Here is a 21,143-nt window from a genome sequence, read left to right as displayed (position 1 = left end):
TAAAACTTTCTTTCAAAAGAATTCTATAGATCTTAAACTCTTAAAAAAATAAAGGAGCACTCAAAAGCGCTCATATTTTTATAAAAGTAATCCGAAAATACTCAACGACGAAGATAAGCGCCTGTCATTTTGGTGACATTTTCTATTACCTTTGCAGCAATTTCTTCCAGATCCTTATCTGTCAAAGTGCGTTCAATCGGTTGAATAACAATCTCAATGGCAACAGATTTTTTATCTTCACCAAGGCTTTGATCTTCAAAAAGATCAAAAACTTGCACGGAATGAATAAGTTTTTTATCAGCTCCTTGAGCAGCACGAACAATAAGAGAAGAAGCAATCGTTTTATCAACGATAAATGCAAAATCACGCCCCACCATTTGAAAAGGCGATAATTTCAAAGGAGGACGGTTCTTTGTTGCTTTTTTCTTTGGTTCTGGAATTTGATCGAGAAAAATTTCAAAACTGCATAAAGGACCACTGATATCTAATTTTTCTAAGGTTGCAGGATGAAGGACACCAAAAAAACCAAGAATAATCTTTGATCCAAGTTTTATGACTCCTGAACGACCTGGATGATACCAATCAGGGGCTCCAACTTCAATCTGTACTTTCTCAACATCTATATCGCATGCTTCTAAAACAGCTAAAGCATCTGCTTTGGCATCAAAAACATCAACGGCGGTTGCATTTCCATTCCAAAAACGTCCAGTGCCTTCAAATTGCTCTGTGCCACGACGAATCCCACTCACAACACGTCGTTGTTTATCAGGGGTATCGCCTTCATAAATGCTGGAAACTTCAAACAAAGCAAGATCAGAAAAACCACGATCAGCATTTTTCTGCGCTGCTATAAGCAAACCAGGTAAAAGAGAAGGACGCATCACTGACATATCAGCTGCAATAGGATTGACCAATTTAAGCTCTGCTTTACCTCCCCCAAAAGCAAGAGCCTGATTTTCAGAGATAAAAGACCACGTTACCGCTTCTTTCATACCGCGAAGTGCTAGAGCCAAACGGGACGCGCGTGAACGAACTTGCACGCATGTTAAACCTTGATCGTTTCCTTTTGCGAAGTTTTCCAAAGGAATAGGCTTAATTTTATCTAACCCATAAATCCTCATGACTTCTTCCACCAAATCGGCTTTACCCATAATATCAGGGCGCCATGATGGCACTTTTACTGTAACGACATCTCCTTTTCGCTCAATGCAAAATCCAAGTTTCGTTAAAATAGAGATGACTTTTGCAGGCTCTATTTCCAAATGTGTCAAACGTTTAATTTCAGAAAAAGGAAAAGCGATCTGTTTGGTTTCTTGTTGCTGATAGCCAACAACTTTTGCCTTGGATACTTCACCACCACAAAGACGTAAGACCAGCTCTGTTGCAATTTCAAGCCCTGTTTCCATAAAAGCCGGATCAACACCTCGTTCAAACCGATAACGTGCATCGCTGATAAGACCTAAAGTTCGCCCTGTCTGTGCGATGCTTTGCGCCTCCCAAAGCGCCGATTCAATAATAACGCGCCGTGTTGTTTCATCACAACTCGTTCTTTCACCCCCCATGATGCCTGCAATCGAAACTACACCTTCTTCATCTGCAATGACACAATCCTGAACGCTCAAATGATAGATTTTTCCATTAAGTGCTTGAAGTTGTTCTCCTTTACGAGCACAACGTACATATAAGTTCCCTTTAATTTTATCTGCATCAAAGACATGGAGCGGACGACCAAGGTCAAAACTGAGGTAATTGGTCATATCAACAAGCGCATTAATCGGTCTCAAACCAATTGCATTCAAACGTTGTTGCATCCACTGTGGTGATGCACCATTTTGAACATTACGCACTTCACGCCAAGCAAAACCTAAACATAACGATGAATCTTGCGAAAAATTTAATGAAACATCGAGGGGGGTATCAAAGGAAGTTTCAAATTTTGGTAAAGACAATTCTTTTAATTGTCCGATTCCAGCAGCAGCAAGATCACGTGCAATACCACGAACACCTGTGCAATCAGAGCGATTGGGGGTTAAACTAATATCAATGATCGGATCATCTAAACCGGCATAAGCAGCAAATGAAACTCCAATAGGACTATCTTCTGGAAGTTCGATAATGCCATCATACTCATTTGATAATTCAAGCTCTGCTTGTGAACACATCATCCCAAAACTTTCAACACCGCGAATTTTTCCGATAGATAATGTCACATCGAGTCCTGGAATATAAGTGCCTGGTCGTGCAAGGACACCAACAAGCCCAGCGCGCGCATTTGGTGCGCCACAGACAACTTGAACAGGCGTAGAAGTTCCCATATCCACTGATAAAATTTGAAGTTTATCTGCATCAGGATGTTTTATTGCTGTTAAAACTTTTGCAATTACAAAATTTTTTAAAGAAGAGCGATCATCAACGTGGTCAACCTCAAGACCGATAGCGGTTAGTTTCTCACAAATTTCGTCCAAAGATGCATCTGTCTCTAAGTGATCTTTTAACCACGACAAAGTAAATTTCATTTTAAAACCTCACATGAAAACGATGATAAGATCACACATTTCTATTAGGAAAAAAAGCAGGCATATCAAAGCAACGAAAGCCATAATGATCTAACCAACGCAGGTCAGCATCAAAAAAAGCCCGTAAATCAGGCATACCGTATTTCAACATGGCAATACGATCAATGCCCATTCCCCATGCAAAGCCTTGATATTCATCGGGATCTAAACCAACATTTTTCAACACATGAGGATGCACCATTCCGCATCCTAAAATTTCCAACCAATCCTGTCCTTCACCAAATTTTACTTCTGAGCCAGAACGATCACATTGAATATCCACTTCCATAGATGGTTCAGTAAAAGGGAAAAAAGAGGGACGAAAACGCATTTTTACAGAGGGAACTTCAAAAAAATCTTTACAAAAGGTTTCATGTAGCCACATCATATGGGCAATAGTGGAGGTTTTATCGATGACAAGACCCTCGACTTGATGAAACATGGGCGAATGCGTTGCATCCGAATCCATGCGGTAAGTTTTTCCGGGAATAATGATCCGTATCGGTGCTTTTTGTTTTTCCAGTGTGCGAATTTGTACAGGTGATGTATGGGTCCGCAATAATTTCCGCTTTCCTGTATCATCAACATCAAAAAAGAAGGTATCGTGCATTTCACGCGCTGGATGCCCTTCAGGAAAATTCAATGCCGTAAAATTATAATAGTCTGTTTCAATATCTGGACCTTCTGCAAGAGAAAAACCCATTTTTGTATAAATAGCTATAATTTCCTCAATGACCTGTGAAATAGGATGAATACGCCCTCGTTCTATAGGTGAAGAACGAACAGGCAGGGTAACATCGACCGTTTCACGAGAAAGGCGGGTATTCATTGCTTGTCTTTTCAGAAGATCGCGCTTTTTCGCCCATAATTCTAAAATACGATTTTTTAACCCATTAAGAACTGGTCCAGCTTTTTGGCGCTCGCTAGCCTCCATCTTTCCTAATGCTTTTAATTTTTCAGAGATGCTCCCCTTTTTCCCCAATGCTGCAATACGCACTTCTTCAAGTGCCTGTTCATCACCCACAGCTTCTAAGGCTAAACAAATTTCTTGTTCCAGACGCTCAATATCGTTCATATTTTTGCCTATTTTTTAATAAAAAAAACCCGCACTCGCCATAGCCAGCACGGGACCTCGAATAAATAAATGCTTTAAGAGAACACGACTGGCTTACTTGACAGCGCCTTCAAAAGCATTAGGTGTTGTATCTTTTAAATATTCTAAAGCTTTTTTTGCCGAAGCGACTAAAGCAGAAAATGCCTCCGTCTCATAGATTGCTATATCTGAAAGAATTTTACGATCAACTTCAATACCGGCTTTCGATAAACCATCAATAAAACGCCCATAAGTTAAACCTTCTGCACGAACAGCCGCATTAATTCTCTGAATCCACAGAGCACGGAAAGTACGCTTTCTATTTTTGCGGTCACGATAAGCATATTGCTTTGAACGATCAACTGCTGCTTTAGCAGCACGAATAGTATTTTTACGTCGCCCATAAAAGCCTTCAGCCTGTTTAAGAACTTTTTTGTGCTTAGCGTGTGCTGTCACACCTCTTTTCACACGTGCCATATTATAATCTCCTCAAAATCAAAAGCGCAAGGTTTAAATACCATTCGGCAAATAATGCTGAACAACTTTTTTAGCATCTTGTTCACACAAAACCATTGTTCCACGTGCGTCGCGAATAAATTTATTCGAACGCTTAATCATGCCGTGGCGCTTACCGGCAGCTGCTACTTTAATTTTGCCTGACGCAGTGATTTTAAACCGCTTTTTAGCGGATGATTTGGTCTTCATCTTGGGCATTTTGCTACTCCATAACATTCATTGATTCAATCAAACATTTTATTCACTCAAGCGGACCAACGCTTGAACAAGCATTCAAACAGCCACGGCATGCCCTGCCGGGCGGTTCTTTAAAGAGACTTTTATAAGCTAGTATCCACAAAATAGCAAGAGTGTATTATAAAAAAATCGGCGCTCCATTGCCTTGAATTTCAACCAAAGGTGCCGGAATAGCATTTGTTTTGCTGGCGGCTTTACATAAATCGGCAATAATGCATTGCGTACATTGTGGTTTACGGGCTTGACAAATATAGCGACCGTGTAAAATAAGCCAATGATGCGCATGACGAAGATAATGAGCTGGTATAATTTTTAATAATTTTTTCTCAACAATCTCTGGTGTTCTGCCTAGCGCCAAACCAAGACGATTGCTTAAGCGAAAAATATGTGTGTCTACCGCCAATGTAGGCTGACCAAAAGCAACATTCAAAACAACATTAGCTGTTTTGCGTCCCACGCCTGGAAGGGCCATAAGTGCTTCACGTGTGTTAGGGACTTGACCGCCATATTGATCAATTAAACAGTTAGAAAGTGCATAAACATTGCGTGCTTTTGCACGCCAAAGACCGATTGAACGGATATGATGTGCTATTTTTTCTTCCCCTAATGCAACCATTTTTCCCGGTTGATCAGCAAGGCAAAATAATTCTTTTGTCGCTTTATTAACGCTTACATCTGTCGCTTGAGCTGAAAGAACAACGGCAACTAAAAGTGTAAAAGTATTTATATAGTTAAGATCACTCTTAGGTGTTGGGCGTTGCACAGAAAAACGGCGAAATATTTCCGCAATTTCATCTTTATTATACGATATATTAGATAAATTTCGCACCTTTGACAATTTTATGGTATTTCGAGGTATTTTTATGTTACTTTGAGGCATTGGACTATCTTAATCTTCTCTCTTGAAGTTATCATTCACGCTCGCCATATGAGAAGAATGCAGCGAACACTTTAATATAGAGTTTGGTCAAGTAAAGCCGCTTTAAAGAGGATACTCATGAATGACACATGTGACACCTTTCTCCAATCCTTTTCTTTTAGGATTTGAAACCGTAGAAAAAATATTACAACGTATCGGTAAAGCTGATGAGGCTTACCCAGCCTATAATATTGAACGTTTACATAAAAACGATGATGCAAATCATATCCGGATAACTTTAGCTGTTGCTGGATTTAAGATTAATCATCTTAATATTTTACTCGATGATAATCAATTGGTTATTCATGGTAAACAAACAGACAATCAAAATCATCAATATTTATATCACGGTATAGCCGCGCGACAATTCCAGCGGACCTTTGTTCTCGCGGAAGGAATGCACGTCACAAATGCCGAGTTGAAAAATGGTCTTTTATCAATTAATCTGTATCAACCGAAATTAAAAAAAGAAATAAAACAGATACCAATTAAAGTCAGTAGTGGTGAGTTATAAAAGTTAAGGCGTAAAGGAATAGTGAAATGGGAGAACATAAACAAAATTTGTCGTTTCAGAATACGTCCTACTCTGATGCGGGACAGATTGCCTATTTAAAAAAGGTTTGTACAGATGATCTGGCTAAAAATTTTCCAGATCTTCCCCCCATGACCCCAGGCATTACCATATGGGCTCTCTTTGGTGAAACAGGTTATCCTATCATTTTATCCGATGAGCGCTCTATTGCTCTTGCTGGAGCCAATGAGCATGAGCTACAAATTGTAACTCTGCACTAAATTGCGCTTTACGAGAAAAAACTTAAGCTCTTTGTAAATTCTATTTGTTTTTTCTCATAAAGGGTCTTGGGCTGTTTAGCAGTATTGTTGGACTTTTGCCTTTTTGTGTTGGTGAGGGCGCGTGGTGTCTTGGTATTGTATGTGAGGGCTTAAACAAGGATTAGCAATTGTCTGCAATGTGCGTTATCATATCAATAAGATAGCGATAAGTATTCATACTTATTTTTTGCAACTGGAATGAGGGTTCCGAAAATCATGAGATTTTCTCATTTAAGATTCTCTTATATTGATCAATTAAAATTACTTGTTTGCCCGTCATAAGTAGAGTTAGCGTGTAGGTAAAAAATACGTGAAGAAAGAAATAAAAGTGCCTCTTATGAATTGTCTTAATTGCCAAGGACTTTCGCAACATTGGGGATGAGCAAAATGTGTGATTTTGCTAAATTTTTCTTTACATGAGTGTAAAGGGGGGGATTTATAAGTTTTATTTATATTATGGGGTCGTTATACTACTCACGGGCTTGGTGATGAGATAGGCTAGAGTATATTGAGAAATGTTTCTTTAAAACGAATGCGTGAATTGGCTATACAAGTATTCTATATCGAAGAGTTTTAAAAACAAAGCATGAGACAATGCGTCATCATTATTTAAAAGATATTGCTATGGCAGTTTTGAAAGGTGTAAAGCTAGAACTGTAAGGAGATGATATTCTTCACCAATTAGGCTGTCTTCTTGTTCCAGAAATTACGCAAACATATATACAGAATATATTCACCCAATCTAACATACAAAAATCTGGAACATTTCATGTTGCACTGAACCATCTTGATACTTGTTTCAAACATGAAGTTGTGTTGGGATTAGATGTTAATTAACAGGTAATAAAAAAATAAAGTTTTATGAGAAAATCTATGTATAACTTTTAATTTTGTGCTTCAAATGCCTCAGTACAAGGTATTTTTCTCTTTTGAATATTAAAGCACTTGTTTTTATAGTGAAATTACAGCACAACAAGCAAAATGGAATTATTTGAGGGGAAAAAATAATGCCTTCTTACCGTTCAAGAATATCGACTCACGGGCGTAATATGGCAGGAGCCCGCGGTCTTTGGCGTGCAACAGGGATGAAAGATGCGGATTTTGGTAAACCCATTATTGCAATTGCGAATTCTTTTACACAATTTGTACCAGGGCATGTTCATTTAAAAGATCTTGGACAATTGGTTGCACAACAGATAGAAATTGCCGGTGGTGTTGCAAAAGAGTTTAACACCATTGCTGTCGATGATGGAATTGCGATGGGGCATGATGGAATGCTTTATTCTTTGCCCTCACGTGAAATTATTGCTGATTCTGTAGAGTATATGGTCAACGCCCATTGTGCGGATGCTCTTGTCTGTATTTCTAATTGTGACAAAATTACCCCTGGAATGTTAATGGCTGCTTTACGGTTGAATATTCCAACAATCTTTGTTTCAGGCGGTCCTATGGAAGCGGGTAAGATTAAATGGAAAGATCAAGATTTAAGGGTTGATTTGGTTGATGCTATGGTCGCAGCCGCTTCAGAACAGAATTCAGAAGAAGAAGTTGCTGAAATGGAGCGAGCCGCTTGTCCTACATGTGGTTCTTGTTCAGGAATGTTTACGGCCAACTCCATGAATTGCTTAACGGAAGCTTTGGGGCTTTCGCTTCCCGGAAATGGATCAGTGCTCGCAACACATGCAGATCGACGGATGCTTTTTGAAGAAGCTGGAAGGCAGATTGTTGCATTGGTCAAGCGTTATTATGAAAAAGATGATGCAACAGTTTTGCCACGCTCTATTGCTTCACGCAAGGCTTTTGAAAATGCTATGGCCGTTGATATAGCCATGGGGGGGTCAACCAATACCGTACTGCATCTTTTAGCTGCGGCGCAGGAAGGTGAGGTGGATTTTACCATGACGGATATTGATCATCTTTCACGTCGTGTTCCGGTTTTATGCAAAGTTGCTCCTGCTGTTGCGAATGTCCATATGGAAGATGTTCATCGCGCCGGTGGTATTATGGGGCTTTTAGGTGAATTGGATGCGGCGGGACTCATTGATACGTCAACTTATACGGTTCACGCAAAAACGATGAAAGAATCTCTTGATCATTGGGATATAAAACAAACCAATGAACCAACAGTTTGTGCATTTTATCGTGCTGCTCCAGGGGGGATTCCAACGCAGAGAGCTTTTAGCCAATCTTGTCGCTATGAGACTCTTGATCTTGATCGTGAAAAAGGTGTGATCCGCGATAAGGAACATGCTTATTCACAAGATGGAGGATTGGCAGTTCTTTATGGAAATCTAGCCAAAGATGGCTGTATTGTAAAAACAGCAAGTGTTGATCAATCAATTTTAACCTTTAAAGGTCCGGCAAGAATTTTTGAAAGCCAAGATTCAGCTGTTTCAGCTATATTAACGGATCAGATTAAAACAGGTGAAATTGTTTTAATCCGTTATGAAGGTCCCCGTGGTGGACCTGGGATGCAAGAAATGCTTTATCCAACCAGTTATCTCAAATCTAAAGGATTAGGCAAGGTTTGTGCACTTGTTACGGATGGGCGTTTTTCAGGGGGAAGCTCAGGTCTCTCGATAGGACATATTTCACCAGAAGCTGCGGAAGGAGGAGAAATTGCGTTGGTGGAAGAAGGAGATATCATAGAAATTGATATTCCAAACCGTAGCATTCATATGTTGGTTGATGACGTTGAGATGAAGCAGCGTCGTGCTAAGATGGAAGCAAAAGGAAAAGGCGCTTGGCAACCGGTTGAGAAGCGTCAGCGTAAAGTTTCAAAGGCTCTCAAAGCTTATGCTGCGATGACCACATCTGCTGCAAAGGGTGCAGTTCGCAATATTTGATGAGGCGATATCATAAAAATTGATATTCCAAACCGTAGTATTTATATGTTTGTTGATATTGTTGAGATGAAGCGGTCTGGTGTAAAAGAGGATAGTACTCTGAGAGATTTTGCGGCATCTTTTGCACGATATTCTAAGCGAATTATTTTATGAATTTAGCGCTTATCAGAATATTTCGAGTCATCGTGAGGACAAGAAAAAAGCAGCTGAGGATTTTTTTAGCAATGATATAAGGTCGATAAAACTGGATATAGCATTTCGCTTTTCACGTCATATTCTAGTTTTATACGAGATGACAATTTTCTGACTTATCTTATGAAAGATATTTATTGTACTGGTGATATTATCTTGTTGTGCTCTAAAACACTGTCATTGCGGAGTATGATATAAGACAGCCTTCAATATTAAGTATTTTTAACGTGTGGGATGAATATTTTAGATTTTCTTATCAACTCTTGTGTCATTGAATCACATGACTGGTAAGCGAAGAGGAAACCGTTAGATCTGGACTATCTAAAGCCCAGATTTGAATGAAAATTTTCATCCTTTGAAGCATTAGAAGGAATTCAAAAGTTTTTGAGGAAAATCAAACGCTGCTGGATTTATTAATATATTTCATTATCTATTTCGTGTGAAAATAGCAACAGAGCTTTTTATCATTTAAAATTTGAAGAAAACATGTGATCCATTGCACATAAATTTATCATGCAAAATGGAGGGCATTCCAACACAGACAGCTTTAAACCAAAGCTGTTGCTATGATAACAATAATATTGATTGTGAAAAAGTATGCTTCATTAGATGAAAAAGTATGATTCATTAGATATTGTATATTTGCAAGATGGAGGGGACTTACAGTCTTTGCAAAAAAATGCCTATTTTTTAAAAGAGTCGATGGTGATCAATTTTTTTGTATAAGAGTAAGAAGGTATGAAATATAGTATATGGAATTATTTCTCTATATGCATTAGACATATCAAAATATATTATATAAAAAAGCGATGAAGATACAGTAGACAAAATTGTTTTGTGCTAAGAAATACCCAAAAAGGAGACTTTAATTTCCTATTAAGAAAGCTTTTTAATAAAAAAAGAACGTCTATTTTTTATAGGAGATTGCTCTTTTCAAGCTGTTTGAGGTGGTAAATTGCTTCTAAAGCTTGTTTAGGGGAGAGCTCATCGGGGTGAATATTTTTTAAAGCTTCGTGAAGAACGTCATGTTTGTTTTTCTCTTCGTTGAGGGGAGAGGTTGCTTTAAGGGAAAAGAGTGGTAAATCATCAATAAGTTTATGCCTTTTCCAGCCATTTCACCTTGTTCTAATTGATGAAGCACATCTGTCGCTCGTGTAATAACGGCTGGAGGAAGGCCAGCAAGCTTTGCAACTTGTACACCATAGGAACGATCAGCAGCTCCTGGTGTGACCTCATGAAGAAAAACCACATCACCATCCCAATTTTTGACTTTCATGGTTACATTATGCAGTCTGTCAAGTTTTTCAGTCAGTGCTGTCATTTCATGAAAATGGGTAGCGAGAATAGCACGACAATGGTTAACTTCATGGAGATATTCAACGGCAGCCCAAGCAATAGAAAGTCCATCAAAGGTTGATGTTCCACGTCCTATTTCATCGAGAATAACAAGAGAATGGTGACTAGCATGATTGAGAATCGTTGCTGTTTCAACCATTTCCATCATAAAGGTTGAGCGCCCCCGTGCAAGATCATCGGAAGCACCAACACGACTAAAAAGGCGATCAACGACGCCAATATGCGCTGAGGTTGCCGGAACAAAGGAACCCATTTGCGCCATAATAGCAATGAGAGCATTTTGTCGTAAAAAAGTTGATTTTCCTCCCATATTAGGCCCAGTCAAAAGCCAGATTGCTGCATATTGCTGATTTTCTTGTACAGAGAGATCACAATTATTGGCAACAAAGGGTTCGGCTGCTTGTTTTCGGAGTGCTTGCTCAACGACAGGATGGCGTCCTGCGGTGATATGAAAGGTCAGTGAATGATCAATTTTAGGGCGGCAATATCCTTGCTCTTCAGCAAGATGTGCTAAAGCGACAGAGACGTCTAAAATGGCAAGTGATTCAGCGGCTTTACGAATAAAATCAACTTGTTCAGTAATTTCCTGAATGAGAATATCAAAGATCTCTAGTTCAAGTGTCAATGCATGGTTGGCAGCATGGGCAATACGGCTTTCAAGATCAGCAAGCTCTGTTGTTGTAAAACGCATAGCGTTTGCCATTGTTTGGCGATGAATAAAACGTGCTTTAGCTTCTGGATTGTTTGTAAGGCTAGATGCTTGTGTACTGGTGATTTCAATGAAGTAGCCTAGAATATTATTATGCTTGATTTTAAGAGTCTTAATATCTGTTTCTTGGGCATATTGTGCTTGAAGTTCAGCAATAACACGGCGAGATTCATCACGTAAAGCACGCATTTCATCGAGTTCTTTATGATAATTGGAACGAATAAAACCACCATCACGTTTAAGCAGAGGGAGATCATCAGCTAATGCTTGTTCTAAATGGCAATGTAAAGAAACGGGTAAGTTTGAGAATACCTGTTGTACATCACTTATTTCTTGAGGCAGAAGTTCATTATTAAGAAGTTGATTCAGTTCACGAATGATTTCAAAGCCGCGCTGGATTGTTGCCATATCACGGGGACCTCCTCGTCCAAGAGCCAAACGTGAAACGGCGCGGGGCATATCTGGTCCCCCTTTTAAAATGAGCTTTATCGCTTGTGCAAGAGAAGGATTACAGAGAAAAAAATCAATAGAATCCAAACGTATATCAATAGCTGAAGGGGTGGTGAGGGGAGCAATAAGACGATCGACAAGAAGGCGTGATCCTCCTCCTGTTACAGTGCGGTCAATAGCTTTCAATAAGCTTCCATCCCGTTGACCTGATGTTGTTCGAATAAGTTCAAGACTTAGTCTGGTTGCAGCATCAATAAAAAGAGTAGCACTTTCATTTTGGCGCTCAGGTTGCATGAGGGGAGGACGATGCGTGATTTGTGTTTTTTCGATATAACGAATAGCAGCCACGATGGCAGAGAGTTCACAGCGTGAATAATCGGCAACACCTTCAAGAGTTGAAAGTTTAAAATAAGTGCAAATATCGCGTTCAGCGGTGAGGGTATCAAAGAGACAAGCCGGTTGAGGTGAAACAATATGATCAAGAACATTAAACAGTGATTTGTGCGATTTATCATGAAAAAAGGAATCAGCAACAATGATTTCTTGCGGATCCACACGCATAATATCTGCTAAAAGTTTTTCTTGGCGGCTTTCTGTTACACGAAATATACCTGTTGAGATATCAATCCAAGAAAGAGCAAATTCCTCTCCATCGCTAGTTTTTAGACAGGAAAGTGTCATCAAATAATTTGCACGTGTTGGATCAAGGAGTTTTTCTTCTGTTATTGTTCCAGGCGTTACAAGACGAACAACATCACGCCGAACAACAGATTTTGATCCCCGTTTTTTTGCCTCCGCAGGATCTTCTGTTTGTTCACAAACAGCAACGCGATAACCACAAGCAATCAGTTTTTGCAAATAATCGTCTGCCGCATGGACGGGAACACCACACATAGGAATATCTTGCCCTAAATGTTTTCCGCGTGCTGTAAGTGTAATTCCTAAAGCCTGAGCAGCTTCAATGGCATCATTAAAAAATAATTCATAAAAATCCCCCATTCGGTAAAAAAGAAGGGAATCATGATGGACGGCTTTGATTTCTATGTATTGTTCCATCATAGGTGTAAGACGTTCTTGAGAGGAAGAAGATGAGGAGGCAGGCTGTGGAATTAAATTATTTTTATGGTCGTTTTTTTTATCCATTTTTACGTGGCCTGTTCCCTTCCAGTGAAGCTTTTAGTCTTTTTGTGTTTACTTCAATATTTATTTATCTCTAAATTGAAACGCATCATCAGATTTGCTAAGGCAAGAATAGCGATTTCTAACATATGAATCAAATTTGATAATTATACGCATTATCAAGCAAAATTTACACTGTTTTTGGAGAAAATAAAGTGAGATGAAAAAGAGCGAGCAGGATCAAAAAATACCTCAAGTGATTTATAGTGCTAGTGAGCGAGAAGCTCTTGATTTTCATAGTCGTGGTCGACCAGGAAAGCTTGAGATTGTTGCAACAAAGTCTATGGCAACACAACATGATTTAGCACTTGCTTATTCACCAGGTGTTGCGGTTCCAGTTAAGGCAATTGCTCAAAATCCAGCACTCGCTTACGATTATACAGCAAAAGGCAATCTTGTTGCGGTTATTTCAAATGGTACAGCTATTTTAGGGCTAGGCAATTTAGGTGCCCTTGCCTCTAAGCCGGTTATGGAAGGCAAAGCAGTACTGTTTAAGCGTTTTGCGGATATTGATTCCATTGATTTAGAAATCGATATAAATGATACGGAAAGTTTTATCAATTTGGTACGTCATTTAGAACCTTCTTTTGGTGGAATCAATCTTGAAGATATTAAGGCGCCTGAGTGCTTCATAATTGAAAGTCGTCTACGTGAGGTGATGAACATTCCTGTTTTTCACGATGATCAACATGGTACAGCAATTATTGCGGCTGCTGGTGTTCTCAATGCTTTGATTTTAACAGGGCGCGATATGCAAAATACGCGGTTAGTCTGTAATGGTGCTGGTTCTGCAGGGATTGCTTGTATTGAACTGATTAAAGCAATGGGTTTTCGTTCTGAAAATATCATATTATGTGATACAAAGGGTGTGGTCTATGAAGGTCGTAAAGAGGGGATGAATCAGTGGAAATCTGCGCATGCTATTCGAACGGATAAACGTACGCTTATGGAAGCAATGGAAGGGGCAGATATATTTTTTGGGGTTTCTGCGAAAGGCGCACTTACTCCTGAAATGGTAAAATCCATGGCGCCACAACCAATCATTTTTGCCATGGCCAATCCGGATCCAGAAATTACGCCGGAAGAAGTTTTGCAAGTGCGTCAGGATGCCATTGTCGCAACAGGGCGTTCTGATTATCCAAATCAGATTAATAATGTTCTTTGTTTTCCTTATATATTTCGTGGTGCACTTGATGTACGTGCAACGGTTATTAATGAAGAAATGAAAATTGCTGCGGCAAGAGCTCTTGCCAATTTAGCGCATGAGGAAGTTCCTGACAGCGTTGCAGAAGCCTATCGTGGAAAGCGATTAAAATTTGGTCCTAATTATATCATCCCTGTTCCTTTTGATCCGCGTTTATTCACGGTTGTTTCAAGTGCGGTAGCAAAAGCAGCAATGGAAAGCGGTGTCGCACAAAAGAACATAGATGATTTAGAGGCCTATGAGCGCGATTTGAATGCGAGACGTGATCCTACTTCTTCGGTGATGCGAGGAGTTTATCACCATGTTCGTCAAGCACCAAAACAAATTGTCTTTGCAGAAGGTGAAGAAGAGCAAGTCATGCGGGCTGCTGTTTCCTATGTGCATCAAAAATTAGGACAAGCGATTTTGGTTGGTCGTGAAGAGCAAGTTAGAGAAACGGCTGTTATCGCTGGAATTGATATGGATCGTGAAGGTATATCAATTATAAATGCTAAGCTTTCCTATCGTACAGATGCTTATGCAAATTATCTTTATAAAAAGATGCAGCGTCAAGGTTGGCTGTTGCGCGATTGTCATCGCCGTATCAATAATGATCGAAATTATTTTGCTGCGTGTATGGTGGCACTAGGAGATGCGGATGCAATGGTTACAGGAGTGACACGCAATTATGAAACAGCGCTGGTTGATATACGTCGGGCAATTGATGAAAAACCAAAAGAACGATTAATTGGTATTTCAATGGCTATTTGCCGTGGTCGAACTGTATTTATTGCGGATACTGCTGTTTATGAAAATCCTAATGCCGAGGAGCTTGCGGATATAGCAGAACAAACTGCTTTGTTTGTGCGTGGATTTGGGTGTCAACCAAGAGTTGCATTTTTGGCATTTTCTACGTTTGGTTATATGAAAGGTCAGACGACACAGCAAATTCAGGATGCGATTAATATTTTGCATGAACGCAAAGTTGATTTTGAGTTTGATGGAGAAATGAGTGCTGATGTAGCGCTTAATTCTAAATTGATGCAGCAATATCCATTTATGGGATTAACAGAGCCTGCTAACATTTTGGTTATGCCTGGATATCACGCCTCTTCCATTGCAAGCAAAATGTTACAAGAACTTGGTGAAGCAACCATCATTGGTCCTATTTTAATTGGATTAGAAAAATCTGTCCAAATTGTACCGTTTAGTGGAAACGATACAGATGTTGTCAATATTGCAATGCTTGCAGCGTATCATGCGGCAAAAGTCGTCTAAAAGAAAAAAGCCCCATATACTAATAATATATAAAGGGGCTTTATGATAGCAAAGAAATAAATTTTTAAGAAGGTTGTATTTGATTGTCTTTTTGTTCTTCAGCGAGACGCTTTTGGAAGAGGGCTGCAAAATCAATAGGATCAATCCACAAAGGCGGAAAACCACCATTTTGAGTAGCATCAGATATAATTTGGCGAGCAAATGGAAATAAAAGGCGGGGACATTCAATAAAGACCAGTGGCATAACATGTTCTTGTGGAATGTTTTCAAGGTGGAAAACACCACCGTAAATCAGTTCTACGTGAAATAAGGTTTCAGTGTCATCATTGGCTTTAACGGAAAGAGACAAAACAACATCATAATTGTCATCACCAATTGGGTTAGCATTGACATTAATATTGATATCAATTTGTGGTGATTTTTCACGCGCACGCAACGAATGAGGAGCTCTTGGATTCTCGAATGATAAATCTTTTAAATATTGCGTTAATACAGCAAAAACCGGCTCTCCACCACTGTTGTTTATTTCACCTTCGGCCATAAGACGAACCTCTCTCATTATAATAATATGTATATTTATTTTAAGATCTAAAGATTGGATTGGTTATCACGCCTTGCAAGAGGTTGCAAGGAATGCGCTCTTTATCTTAATTATTTTTTTTGTTTGTTACAATTTTTTAGGCATTTCAATGGTTATCATCATTTTTGCGCCATGGAGATTCTGTCGTATCATGAATTTTGTAATCTTCAGCGTTAAGATCAATTATTTTTTCAGAGTCATTTTTTCTTTTAGTATTGGGGTTTATTTGTTTTTTAATGATGAAAAAAAATGCCAAGCAACAGAGCGAATTGGTTTAATAAGCAGTAATATTCCCAAGAGATCACTTACAAAACCGGGCAGAATAAGCAAAATTGCACTCAACATGATGCAAGTATCGTTAATAATATTTTTTTCTAATGTGCGCCCTTGGATAAGTTCACTTTGTATGTTTTTTAAAAGGCTAACTCCTTGAATTCGCAATAAAACAACCCCAACTATGGTGGTGAGAATAACCAAACTCAAAGTTGCCAAAATGCCAATTTCTTGACCAACAAAGATAAAACCAGCGATCTCAATTAAAAGAAAGCAGAGAAAGATAACGACAGAAAAACGAGGATTTATAGAATAAAGTTTTATCACATAAAAATTTCCTTCTGTATGAGTAAGAGGAGAAATTCTTGAGAACACTCCTCATATAAAATCTATAAAAATATTTGAATGGTAGGATTCCCTATTTTACATATTTATTGATAAATGGTATTGACTGCAATGTTTATTACAGACTTAGACTTTGGAGATTGACAGCGCCCATGGAATTTGACGTTATACTTGTTATTGCTCTTGTTGTTATGGTTGTTATTTTTGTGCAACTCCGTAGTGTATTAGGGAAGCGAATTGGATTTGAAAAGCCTCCCTGTGATCCTTATTCACATCGCTCTAAAAAACAAGCTGAGGCAGAAACGGCTGATAATATGGTTTCGTTCCCTCATCAGAAGAATTCAAAAAAAGGCGATTTTAGAGAAATTGATGAGATTGTACCAGAGGGAAGTGTTTTGAATGAAAATTTGCGAGCATTGCGTAGAATTGATCCTCATTTTTCTCCTCAATTGTTTATAAAAGGTGCACAAATTGCTTATGAAATGATTGTAACAGCTTTTGCCAAAGGTGATCGAAATCAACTTAAAAGTTTGCTTTGTCATGATGTTTTTGAGAACTTTTGTACGGCTATTGAGCAACGAGAAAAACACAAAGAAAAAATAGATTTCACTTTTGTTGGAATTAATAAGATCGAATTTGTTGCAGCGGCAATACAAGAAAAGGATGAATTTTTAACGATACGTATTGTCAGTGAGATGATTTCTGTTACTTATAATGAACAGGGTGAACGTATCGATGGTGATCCTGATACTATTGTAGAAATTAAGGATATTTGGACTTTTGTCCGTAACAGCTTATCACCGGATCCAAACTGGAAGCTTTTTGCTACAGAAGATGAAAATTAAAATACTTTTTTCTTCCATAAGCACTCAATGATTGATGAGAAATTAAAATGTCCTCAACGGAATGGAGACAAAAAAGAGATTTATTGGCTTCCCAAGATCGCCTTTTATGGGAGATGGTTTGTCGCACGACAACACCGCTTCATAGCAAGAGGTCCTCTTCTATTTCAGAAGTGATTGCAAATATTAATGATAAAAAGCAGTATATAACTCAAATTTTCTCAGCTTCTCAGGAAAATAAACAACACGCGAAAATTATTAAAAAAGAAAAGATAGCAGTTACACAAGCGCATAAGATTCATTTTTTTGATCATGTTGCACATCGTAAAATTTCCCAAAGTCATTATTCTCTTGAGGCACGTCTTGATCTTCATGGTTATATGCAGGAAGAAGCTTATTTTTTCTTAAAAAAATTTCTACAATCCTCTCAGCAGAGTGGATTGCGTTATGTTCTTGTGATTACAGGAAAAGGCCGATCCGTTGGCAGTGATGGGGCTTTGTATAGATTTGTTCCGTATTGGTTATCAACACCAGCTTTTCGATATTATGTTCATGCGTTTGAGCGGGCAGCACGTCAGCATGGCGGTGAAGGTGCGCTTTATGTTTGGTTGCGTCGTTTTGTATCGAGAAAAGGGATGTGATGCTATTGCAGTTGTTTCAGGTTCAATATTGATTTCAAAAGGTTTCATATATTGTAGATCATAGAAGAATATAATAACATGTTGACTTATAATTATAACTTCCGTCTCTTGTGTAAGCGCTTTGAATACAATATTTCCTCATTTTTAATTTTTATAAAGACTATTTGTCTTACACACTATGCATTGCATCATGCTTCTTTTTTTTACGGTTTAAAGACATATGCACCATTAACACAAAACAGAATGCTTCAAGTAGAATAACTTAAGTTGCATATTTACGTGCTGATTTTAGAGAAATATCTCTTAATACTTTCAAGCTTATTCCATGGCAGGGCACGAAAAATAGGAATCTCCATGAAGCATATAAAATTGATTATATCCCCATTTTACACTTATATCTTTAATAAAAGTGCAAGTATCTTTAATAAAAGTGCAAGCCGGCACCATCACACGCTTTGCTAGCACTAAATATTGCGAAATCCTTGGCACTTAAGAGGGGTTATAAGAGGGCGTGTTTTTCTTTAAATGTTTTTACTCCACATAGCTCCTTCTGCTTGTGGCGTGCAAACGAAAGATTTTGATTGATTCAATATAAAAGTGTTCAAAATGAGAGGGATATTCGTGGAGTTCACTCGGGTTGACAAACGATAAACTATTTTTATAAATCACAGCATTATTCTATTAAGTATACAAAGAATAAAAACATGATAAATTGAGAAACTGCGTTATTCAAAAGATATTTCTATGGATAGCTTTAAAAGCAGTACAACTAAATTAAAGAGCTGCGTGAAAATAAACAAGAACACGATCTTATAACATATAGCTAAGCAATAGCACTAAAATATACAATTTCGTTGAACATTTTTAGGAAGAAACGTTCCCATTCATTAAAAGCCTCACCAAATTTCTTTCTCATAATAATTCGATCATTAAAATTGAATAATGAGGCGCAGAAAGCGCAGAATATAAAATGATATCGCGGATCTTATATTCTTATTCGTCGTCTTTCAGATATTGGTTGAAATGCTAGCTTAGCATGAAAAGCACAATAGGGGCTATTTTCATCAGAATCGGCACCACAAAAATGAAAATCGGCTGATAATGGATCGCCAACCGGCCATCTACATGTATTTTCACTCAATTGTAGCAGATTAAGTTGACGTGATATAGGCACCACTACATTAGATTTTGTGGACATATCAACTTCTTTTACATCTTCTGCTAAAAGTTCTGTCTTTAAAGCTGTTTCTTCAACGTTGATAGATGATGTGTTTATTGGCGATACTGTAGATGTGTTGCGACGTGCACGCGGAGATGATGGGCTGCTTCCTGCGGGTGTTTTTTGCGTACGCGCGCTTCCTGGTGCTGTTTTGCCACGCCCTGGCAATTTTAGTCGATGCACTTTACCGATGACCGCATTTCTGCTGACCCCACCTAATTGAGCAGCAATTTGACTTGCACTTAACCCTTCACTCCAAAGCTTCTTAAGAAGCTCAACGCGTTCATATGTCCAACCCATATCAGCACTCCATTCCAACTACGTCACTGAGATGCTTTTCCTTTGCATCTTCAAATGTGTCAATAATATTTCCAATGCGCTGAATAAAAGAATTTTATACTCTAAGCGAGCATAAGAAAATCATCCAACCTATGGAACTTACAAATCAAAACACATCATTTTGCTTACTATATCGCAAATTATAATATACACTCACTCTATGACAAGAGTCTTTGCATCTTGAAGAATTTATTTAGAATGTTTTCCCCAACTTGCAAATCAATCATAGGTTAAACGTTCACTTTTGTTTAAGGCTTTTTCCCAAAATGCTTATTTGTAGAACCTTCATTGACTTTTTTTCAATTGGTGTAATGATCTATTACATAGGTGTAATCATTAATCTAGTGAAATGTTGAAAGTACCATAACGAAATGTATCATGTTTTTTATTGTAGTGTTGCTTTGTATATATTGAAAAGGTTAAAATATAAAGGAAATTATGATGGATCCCATCTCTATACAACCACTTTATGAATGCTTCGCGCGGCGAAATTTGCATTTTGAAGAGGGGCATGGTGTATGGCTTATTTCCGATAAAGGAGAACATTATCTTGATTTCACATCTGGTATTGCTGTTAATGCGTTAGGGTATGCTCATCCTAAGTTGGTTGATACGCTCAAAAGACAAGCTGAAAAGCTTTGGCATATTTCTAATCTTTTTCAATCTCCTGAACAAACAGCTTTTGCCACACGTCTTTGCGTAAATAGTTTTGCGGATAAGGTTTTTTTCTGCAATTCAGGCACTGAAGCATTGGAATGCGCATTCAAAACGGCACGTCATTATTATTATGCTGCGGGTCGCTCAGAATGCATTGAAATAATTAGTTTTGAAGGGGCATTCCATGGACGGACACTTGCAGCACTTGCTGCGACAGGGCATGAAAAATATCTTGAAGGCTTTGGGCCTAAAGCTGGCGGCTTTATTCAGGTCCCGTTTTGTGATGAAATTGCTTTGCGTAACGCTATTAATGAAAATACCGCTGCTATTTTGATTGAACCCATTCAAGGAGAAGGAGGAATACGAACGGTTTCTTATGAATATTTAAGATTTTTGCGTAAAATATGCGATGATAATGGTCTGTTGTTGATTTTTGATGAAGTTCAAACAGGCATGGGACGAACAGGAAAACTTTTTGCTTATGAATGGAGTGATGTTACGCCTGATATTCTTACTCTCGCAAAAGGATTAGGAGGTGGATTTCCATTGGGTGCTTGCCTTGCAACGGATAAAGTTGCAAAAAGTATGACGCCTGGGACCCATGGTTCAACTTTTGGAGGAAATCTTCTTGGGATGGCTGTAGGCAATAGTGTTCTTGATATTCTGTTAGAGCCAAATTTTCTCAACCATGTTCAGCGCATGGGGGATAAACTAAAAAGTGGACTTTTGCACATTCTCAATATCTATCCTGATATTATCTGCGCAGTTCATGGGATGGGCCTTATGGTAGGCATTCAGTGTGTTGTACCTTCAAATCTTGTCATCAATGCTTTGGAAAATGAATATCTCTTAAGTGTTGCTGCCAACAACGACGTTGTACGCTTATTGCCTCCTCTTATCATC

General features: G+C 38.5%; 14 protein-coding genes and 2 pseudogenes. 7 read left to right on the top strand and 9 right to left on the bottom strand.

Going from position 1 to position 21,143, the window contains the following annotated elements; genetic code table 11:
* Positions 1 to 101: 101 nt before the first annotated feature.
* The 5 genes from pheT to nth all read right to left on the bottom strand — a co-directional run bounded on the left by pheT (position 102) and on the right by nth (position 5,281).
* The gene (pheT, locus tag BN338_RS04140) at positions 102 to 2,516 is read right to left on the bottom strand and encodes a phenylalanine--tRNA ligase subunit beta (RefSeq protein WP_039759324.1); all 2,415 of its coding nucleotides are present in this window, start codon (positions 2,514 to 2,516) and stop codon (positions 102 to 104) included.
* A 31-nt stretch (positions 2,517 to 2,547) separates the two neighbouring features.
* Positions 2,548 to 3,630 (bottom strand): phenylalanine--tRNA ligase subunit alpha, encoded by a 1,083-nt coding sequence (gene pheS, locus BN338_RS04135; protein WP_039759322.1) that lies wholly within the window; start codon positions 3,628 to 3,630, stop codon positions 2,548 to 2,550.
* Positions 3,631 to 3,723: 93 nt separating this feature from the next.
* Positions 3,724 to 4,125, bottom strand: coding sequence for a 50S ribosomal protein L20 (gene rplT, locus BN338_RS04130; protein WP_039759320.1), 402 nt, complete (start codon positions 4,123 to 4,125; stop codon positions 3,724 to 3,726).
* A 33-nt stretch (positions 4,126 to 4,158) separates the two neighbouring features.
* Entirely contained in the window at positions 4,159 to 4,362 is a 204-nt protein-coding gene (gene rpmI, locus BN338_RS04125) for a 50S ribosomal protein L35 (RefSeq protein ID WP_039759318.1), read from the bottom strand.
* A 157-nt stretch (positions 4,363 to 4,519) separates the two neighbouring features.
* Positions 4,520 to 5,281 carry an endonuclease III gene (nth, locus tag BN338_RS04120; RefSeq protein ID WP_425277460.1) on the bottom strand — a complete coding sequence of 254 codons (762 nt, stop codon included), beginning with the start codon at positions 5,279 to 5,281 and terminating at the stop codon, positions 4,520 to 4,522.
* 121 nt (positions 5,282 to 5,402) lie between these two features.
* On the opposite strand from nth, the gene BN338_RS04115 reads away from it, so the two are divergent.
* The 3 genes from BN338_RS04115 to ilvD all read left to right on the top strand — a co-directional run bounded on the left by BN338_RS04115 (position 5,403) and on the right by ilvD (position 8,997).
* The gene (locus BN338_RS04115) at positions 5,403 to 5,834 is read left to right on the top strand and encodes an Hsp20 family protein (protein WP_039759316.1); all 432 of its coding nucleotides are present in this window, start codon (positions 5,403 to 5,405) and stop codon (positions 5,832 to 5,834) included.
* 26 nt (positions 5,835 to 5,860) lie between these two features.
* Positions 5,861 to 6,112, top strand: a complete 252-nt coding sequence (locus tag BN338_RS04110) for a BQ00720 family protein (protein WP_012754519.1) — start codon at positions 5,861 to 5,863, stop codon at positions 6,110 to 6,112.
* Between the two features lie 1,046 nt (positions 6,113 to 7,158).
* Positions 7,159 to 8,997, top strand: coding sequence for a dihydroxy-acid dehydratase (gene ilvD, locus BN338_RS04105; protein ID WP_039759311.1), 1,839 nt, complete (start codon positions 7,159 to 7,161; stop codon positions 8,995 to 8,997).
* 1,106 nt (positions 8,998 to 10,103) lie between these two features.
* Here the strand turns inward: ilvD and mutS are convergent.
* Positions 10,104 to 12,847, bottom strand: a pseudogene (gene mutS / locus BN338_RS04100) (DNA mismatch repair protein MutS).
* Positions 12,848 to 13,043: 196 nt separating this feature from the next.
* Here mutS and BN338_RS04095 point away from each other — a divergent pair.
* Positions 13,044 to 15,344: an NADP-dependent malic enzyme gene (locus BN338_RS04095; RefSeq protein ID WP_039759309.1), complete on the top strand. Its 2,301-nt coding sequence runs from the start codon at positions 13,044 to 13,046 to the stop codon at positions 15,342 to 15,344.
* 64 nt (positions 15,345 to 15,408) lie between these two features.
* Here BN338_RS04095 and secB read toward each other — a convergent pair whose 3' ends face one another.
* Both secB and BN338_RS04085 read right to left on the bottom strand, forming a co-directional pair.
* Positions 15,409 to 15,885: a protein-export chaperone SecB gene (gene secB / locus BN338_RS04090; protein WP_039759307.1), complete on the bottom strand. Its 477-nt coding sequence runs from the start codon at positions 15,883 to 15,885 to the stop codon at positions 15,409 to 15,411.
* 145 nt (positions 15,886 to 16,030) lie between these two features.
* Positions 16,031 to 16,524: pseudogene (locus tag BN338_RS04085) on the bottom strand (FxsA family protein).
* A 170-nt stretch (positions 16,525 to 16,694) separates the two neighbouring features.
* On the opposite strand from BN338_RS04085, the gene BN338_RS04080 reads away from it, so the two are divergent.
* Both BN338_RS04080 and BN338_RS04075 read left to right on the top strand, forming a co-directional pair.
* Positions 16,695 to 17,387, top strand: a complete 693-nt coding sequence (locus BN338_RS04080) for a Tim44/TimA family putative adaptor protein (RefSeq protein WP_039759305.1) — start codon at positions 16,695 to 16,697, stop codon at positions 17,385 to 17,387.
* Positions 17,388 to 17,434: 47 nt separating this feature from the next.
* Positions 17,435 to 18,025 carry a Smr/MutS family protein gene (locus BN338_RS04075; RefSeq protein WP_039759303.1) on the top strand — a complete coding sequence of 197 codons (591 nt, stop codon included), beginning with the start codon at positions 17,435 to 17,437 and terminating at the stop codon, positions 18,023 to 18,025.
* 985 nt (positions 18,026 to 19,010) lie between these two features.
* Here BN338_RS04075 and BN338_RS04070 read toward each other — a convergent pair.
* Complete coding sequence (locus BN338_RS04070) at positions 19,011 to 19,544, bottom strand: GcrA family cell cycle regulator (RefSeq protein WP_039759300.1); 534 nt, start codon at positions 19,542 to 19,544, stop codon at positions 19,011 to 19,013.
* 480 nt (positions 19,545 to 20,024) lie between these two features.
* Between BN338_RS04070 and BN338_RS04065 the strand changes: the two genes are divergently transcribed.
* The coding region (locus BN338_RS04065; protein ID WP_039759298.1) for an aspartate aminotransferase family protein at positions 20,025 to 21,143 on the top strand (1,119 nt) is incomplete at its 3' end.

The sequence above is a fragment of the Bartonella queenslandensis AUST/NH15 genome, assembly GCF_000312585.1.
Taxonomy (GTDB): Bacteria; Pseudomonadota; Alphaproteobacteria; order Rhizobiales; family Rhizobiaceae; genus Bartonella; species Bartonella queenslandensis_A.
Note: the sequence above shows the minus strand (reverse complement) of the source record. Positions and strands in the feature narration are given on the sequence as shown.

Excerpts from the sequence above, each read along its gene's own strand:
- BN338_RS04070 (WP_039759300.1), bottom strand. The coding sequence starts at position 19,544 with ATGGGTTGGACATATGAACGCGTTGAGCTTCTTAAGAAGCTTTGGAGT.
- pheT (WP_039759324.1), bottom strand. The coding sequence starts at position 2,516 with ATGAAATTTACTTTGTCGTGGTTAAAAGATCACTTAGAGACAGATGCA.
- rpmI (WP_039759318.1), bottom strand. The coding sequence starts at position 4,362 with ATGCCCAAGATGAAGACCAAATCATCCGCTAAAAAGCGGTTTAAAATC.
- BN338_RS04075 (WP_039759303.1), top strand. The coding sequence starts at position 17,435 with ATGTCCTCAACGGAATGGAGACAAAAAAGAGATTTATTGGCTTCCCAA.
- BN338_RS04110 (WP_012754519.1), top strand. The coding sequence starts at position 5,861 with ATGGGAGAACATAAACAAAATTTGTCGTTTCAGAATACGTCCTACTCT.
- BN338_RS04095 (WP_039759309.1), top strand. The coding sequence starts at position 13,044 with ATGAAAAAGAGCGAGCAGGATCAAAAAATACCTCAAGTGATTTATAGT.
- BN338_RS04115 (WP_039759316.1), top strand. The coding sequence starts at position 5,403 with ATGACACATGTGACACCTTTCTCCAATCCTTTTCTTTTAGGATTTGAA.
- ilvD (WP_039759311.1), top strand. The coding sequence starts at position 7,159 with ATGCCTTCTTACCGTTCAAGAATATCGACTCACGGGCGTAATATGGCA.
- nth (WP_425277460.1), bottom strand. The coding sequence starts at position 5,281 with ATGCCTCAAAGTAACATAAAAATACCTCGAAATACCATAAAATTGTCA.
- secB (WP_039759307.1), bottom strand. The coding sequence starts at position 15,885 with ATGGCCGAAGGTGAAATAAACAACAGTGGTGGAGAGCCGGTTTTTGCT.
- BN338_RS04080 (WP_039759305.1), top strand. The coding sequence starts at position 16,695 with ATGGAATTTGACGTTATACTTGTTATTGCTCTTGTTGTTATGGTTGTT.
- rplT (WP_039759320.1), bottom strand. The coding sequence starts at position 4,125 with ATGGCACGTGTGAAAAGAGGTGTGACAGCACACGCTAAGCACAAAAAA.
- pheS (WP_039759322.1), bottom strand. The coding sequence starts at position 3,630 with ATGAACGATATTGAGCGTCTGGAACAAGAAATTTGTTTAGCCTTAGAA.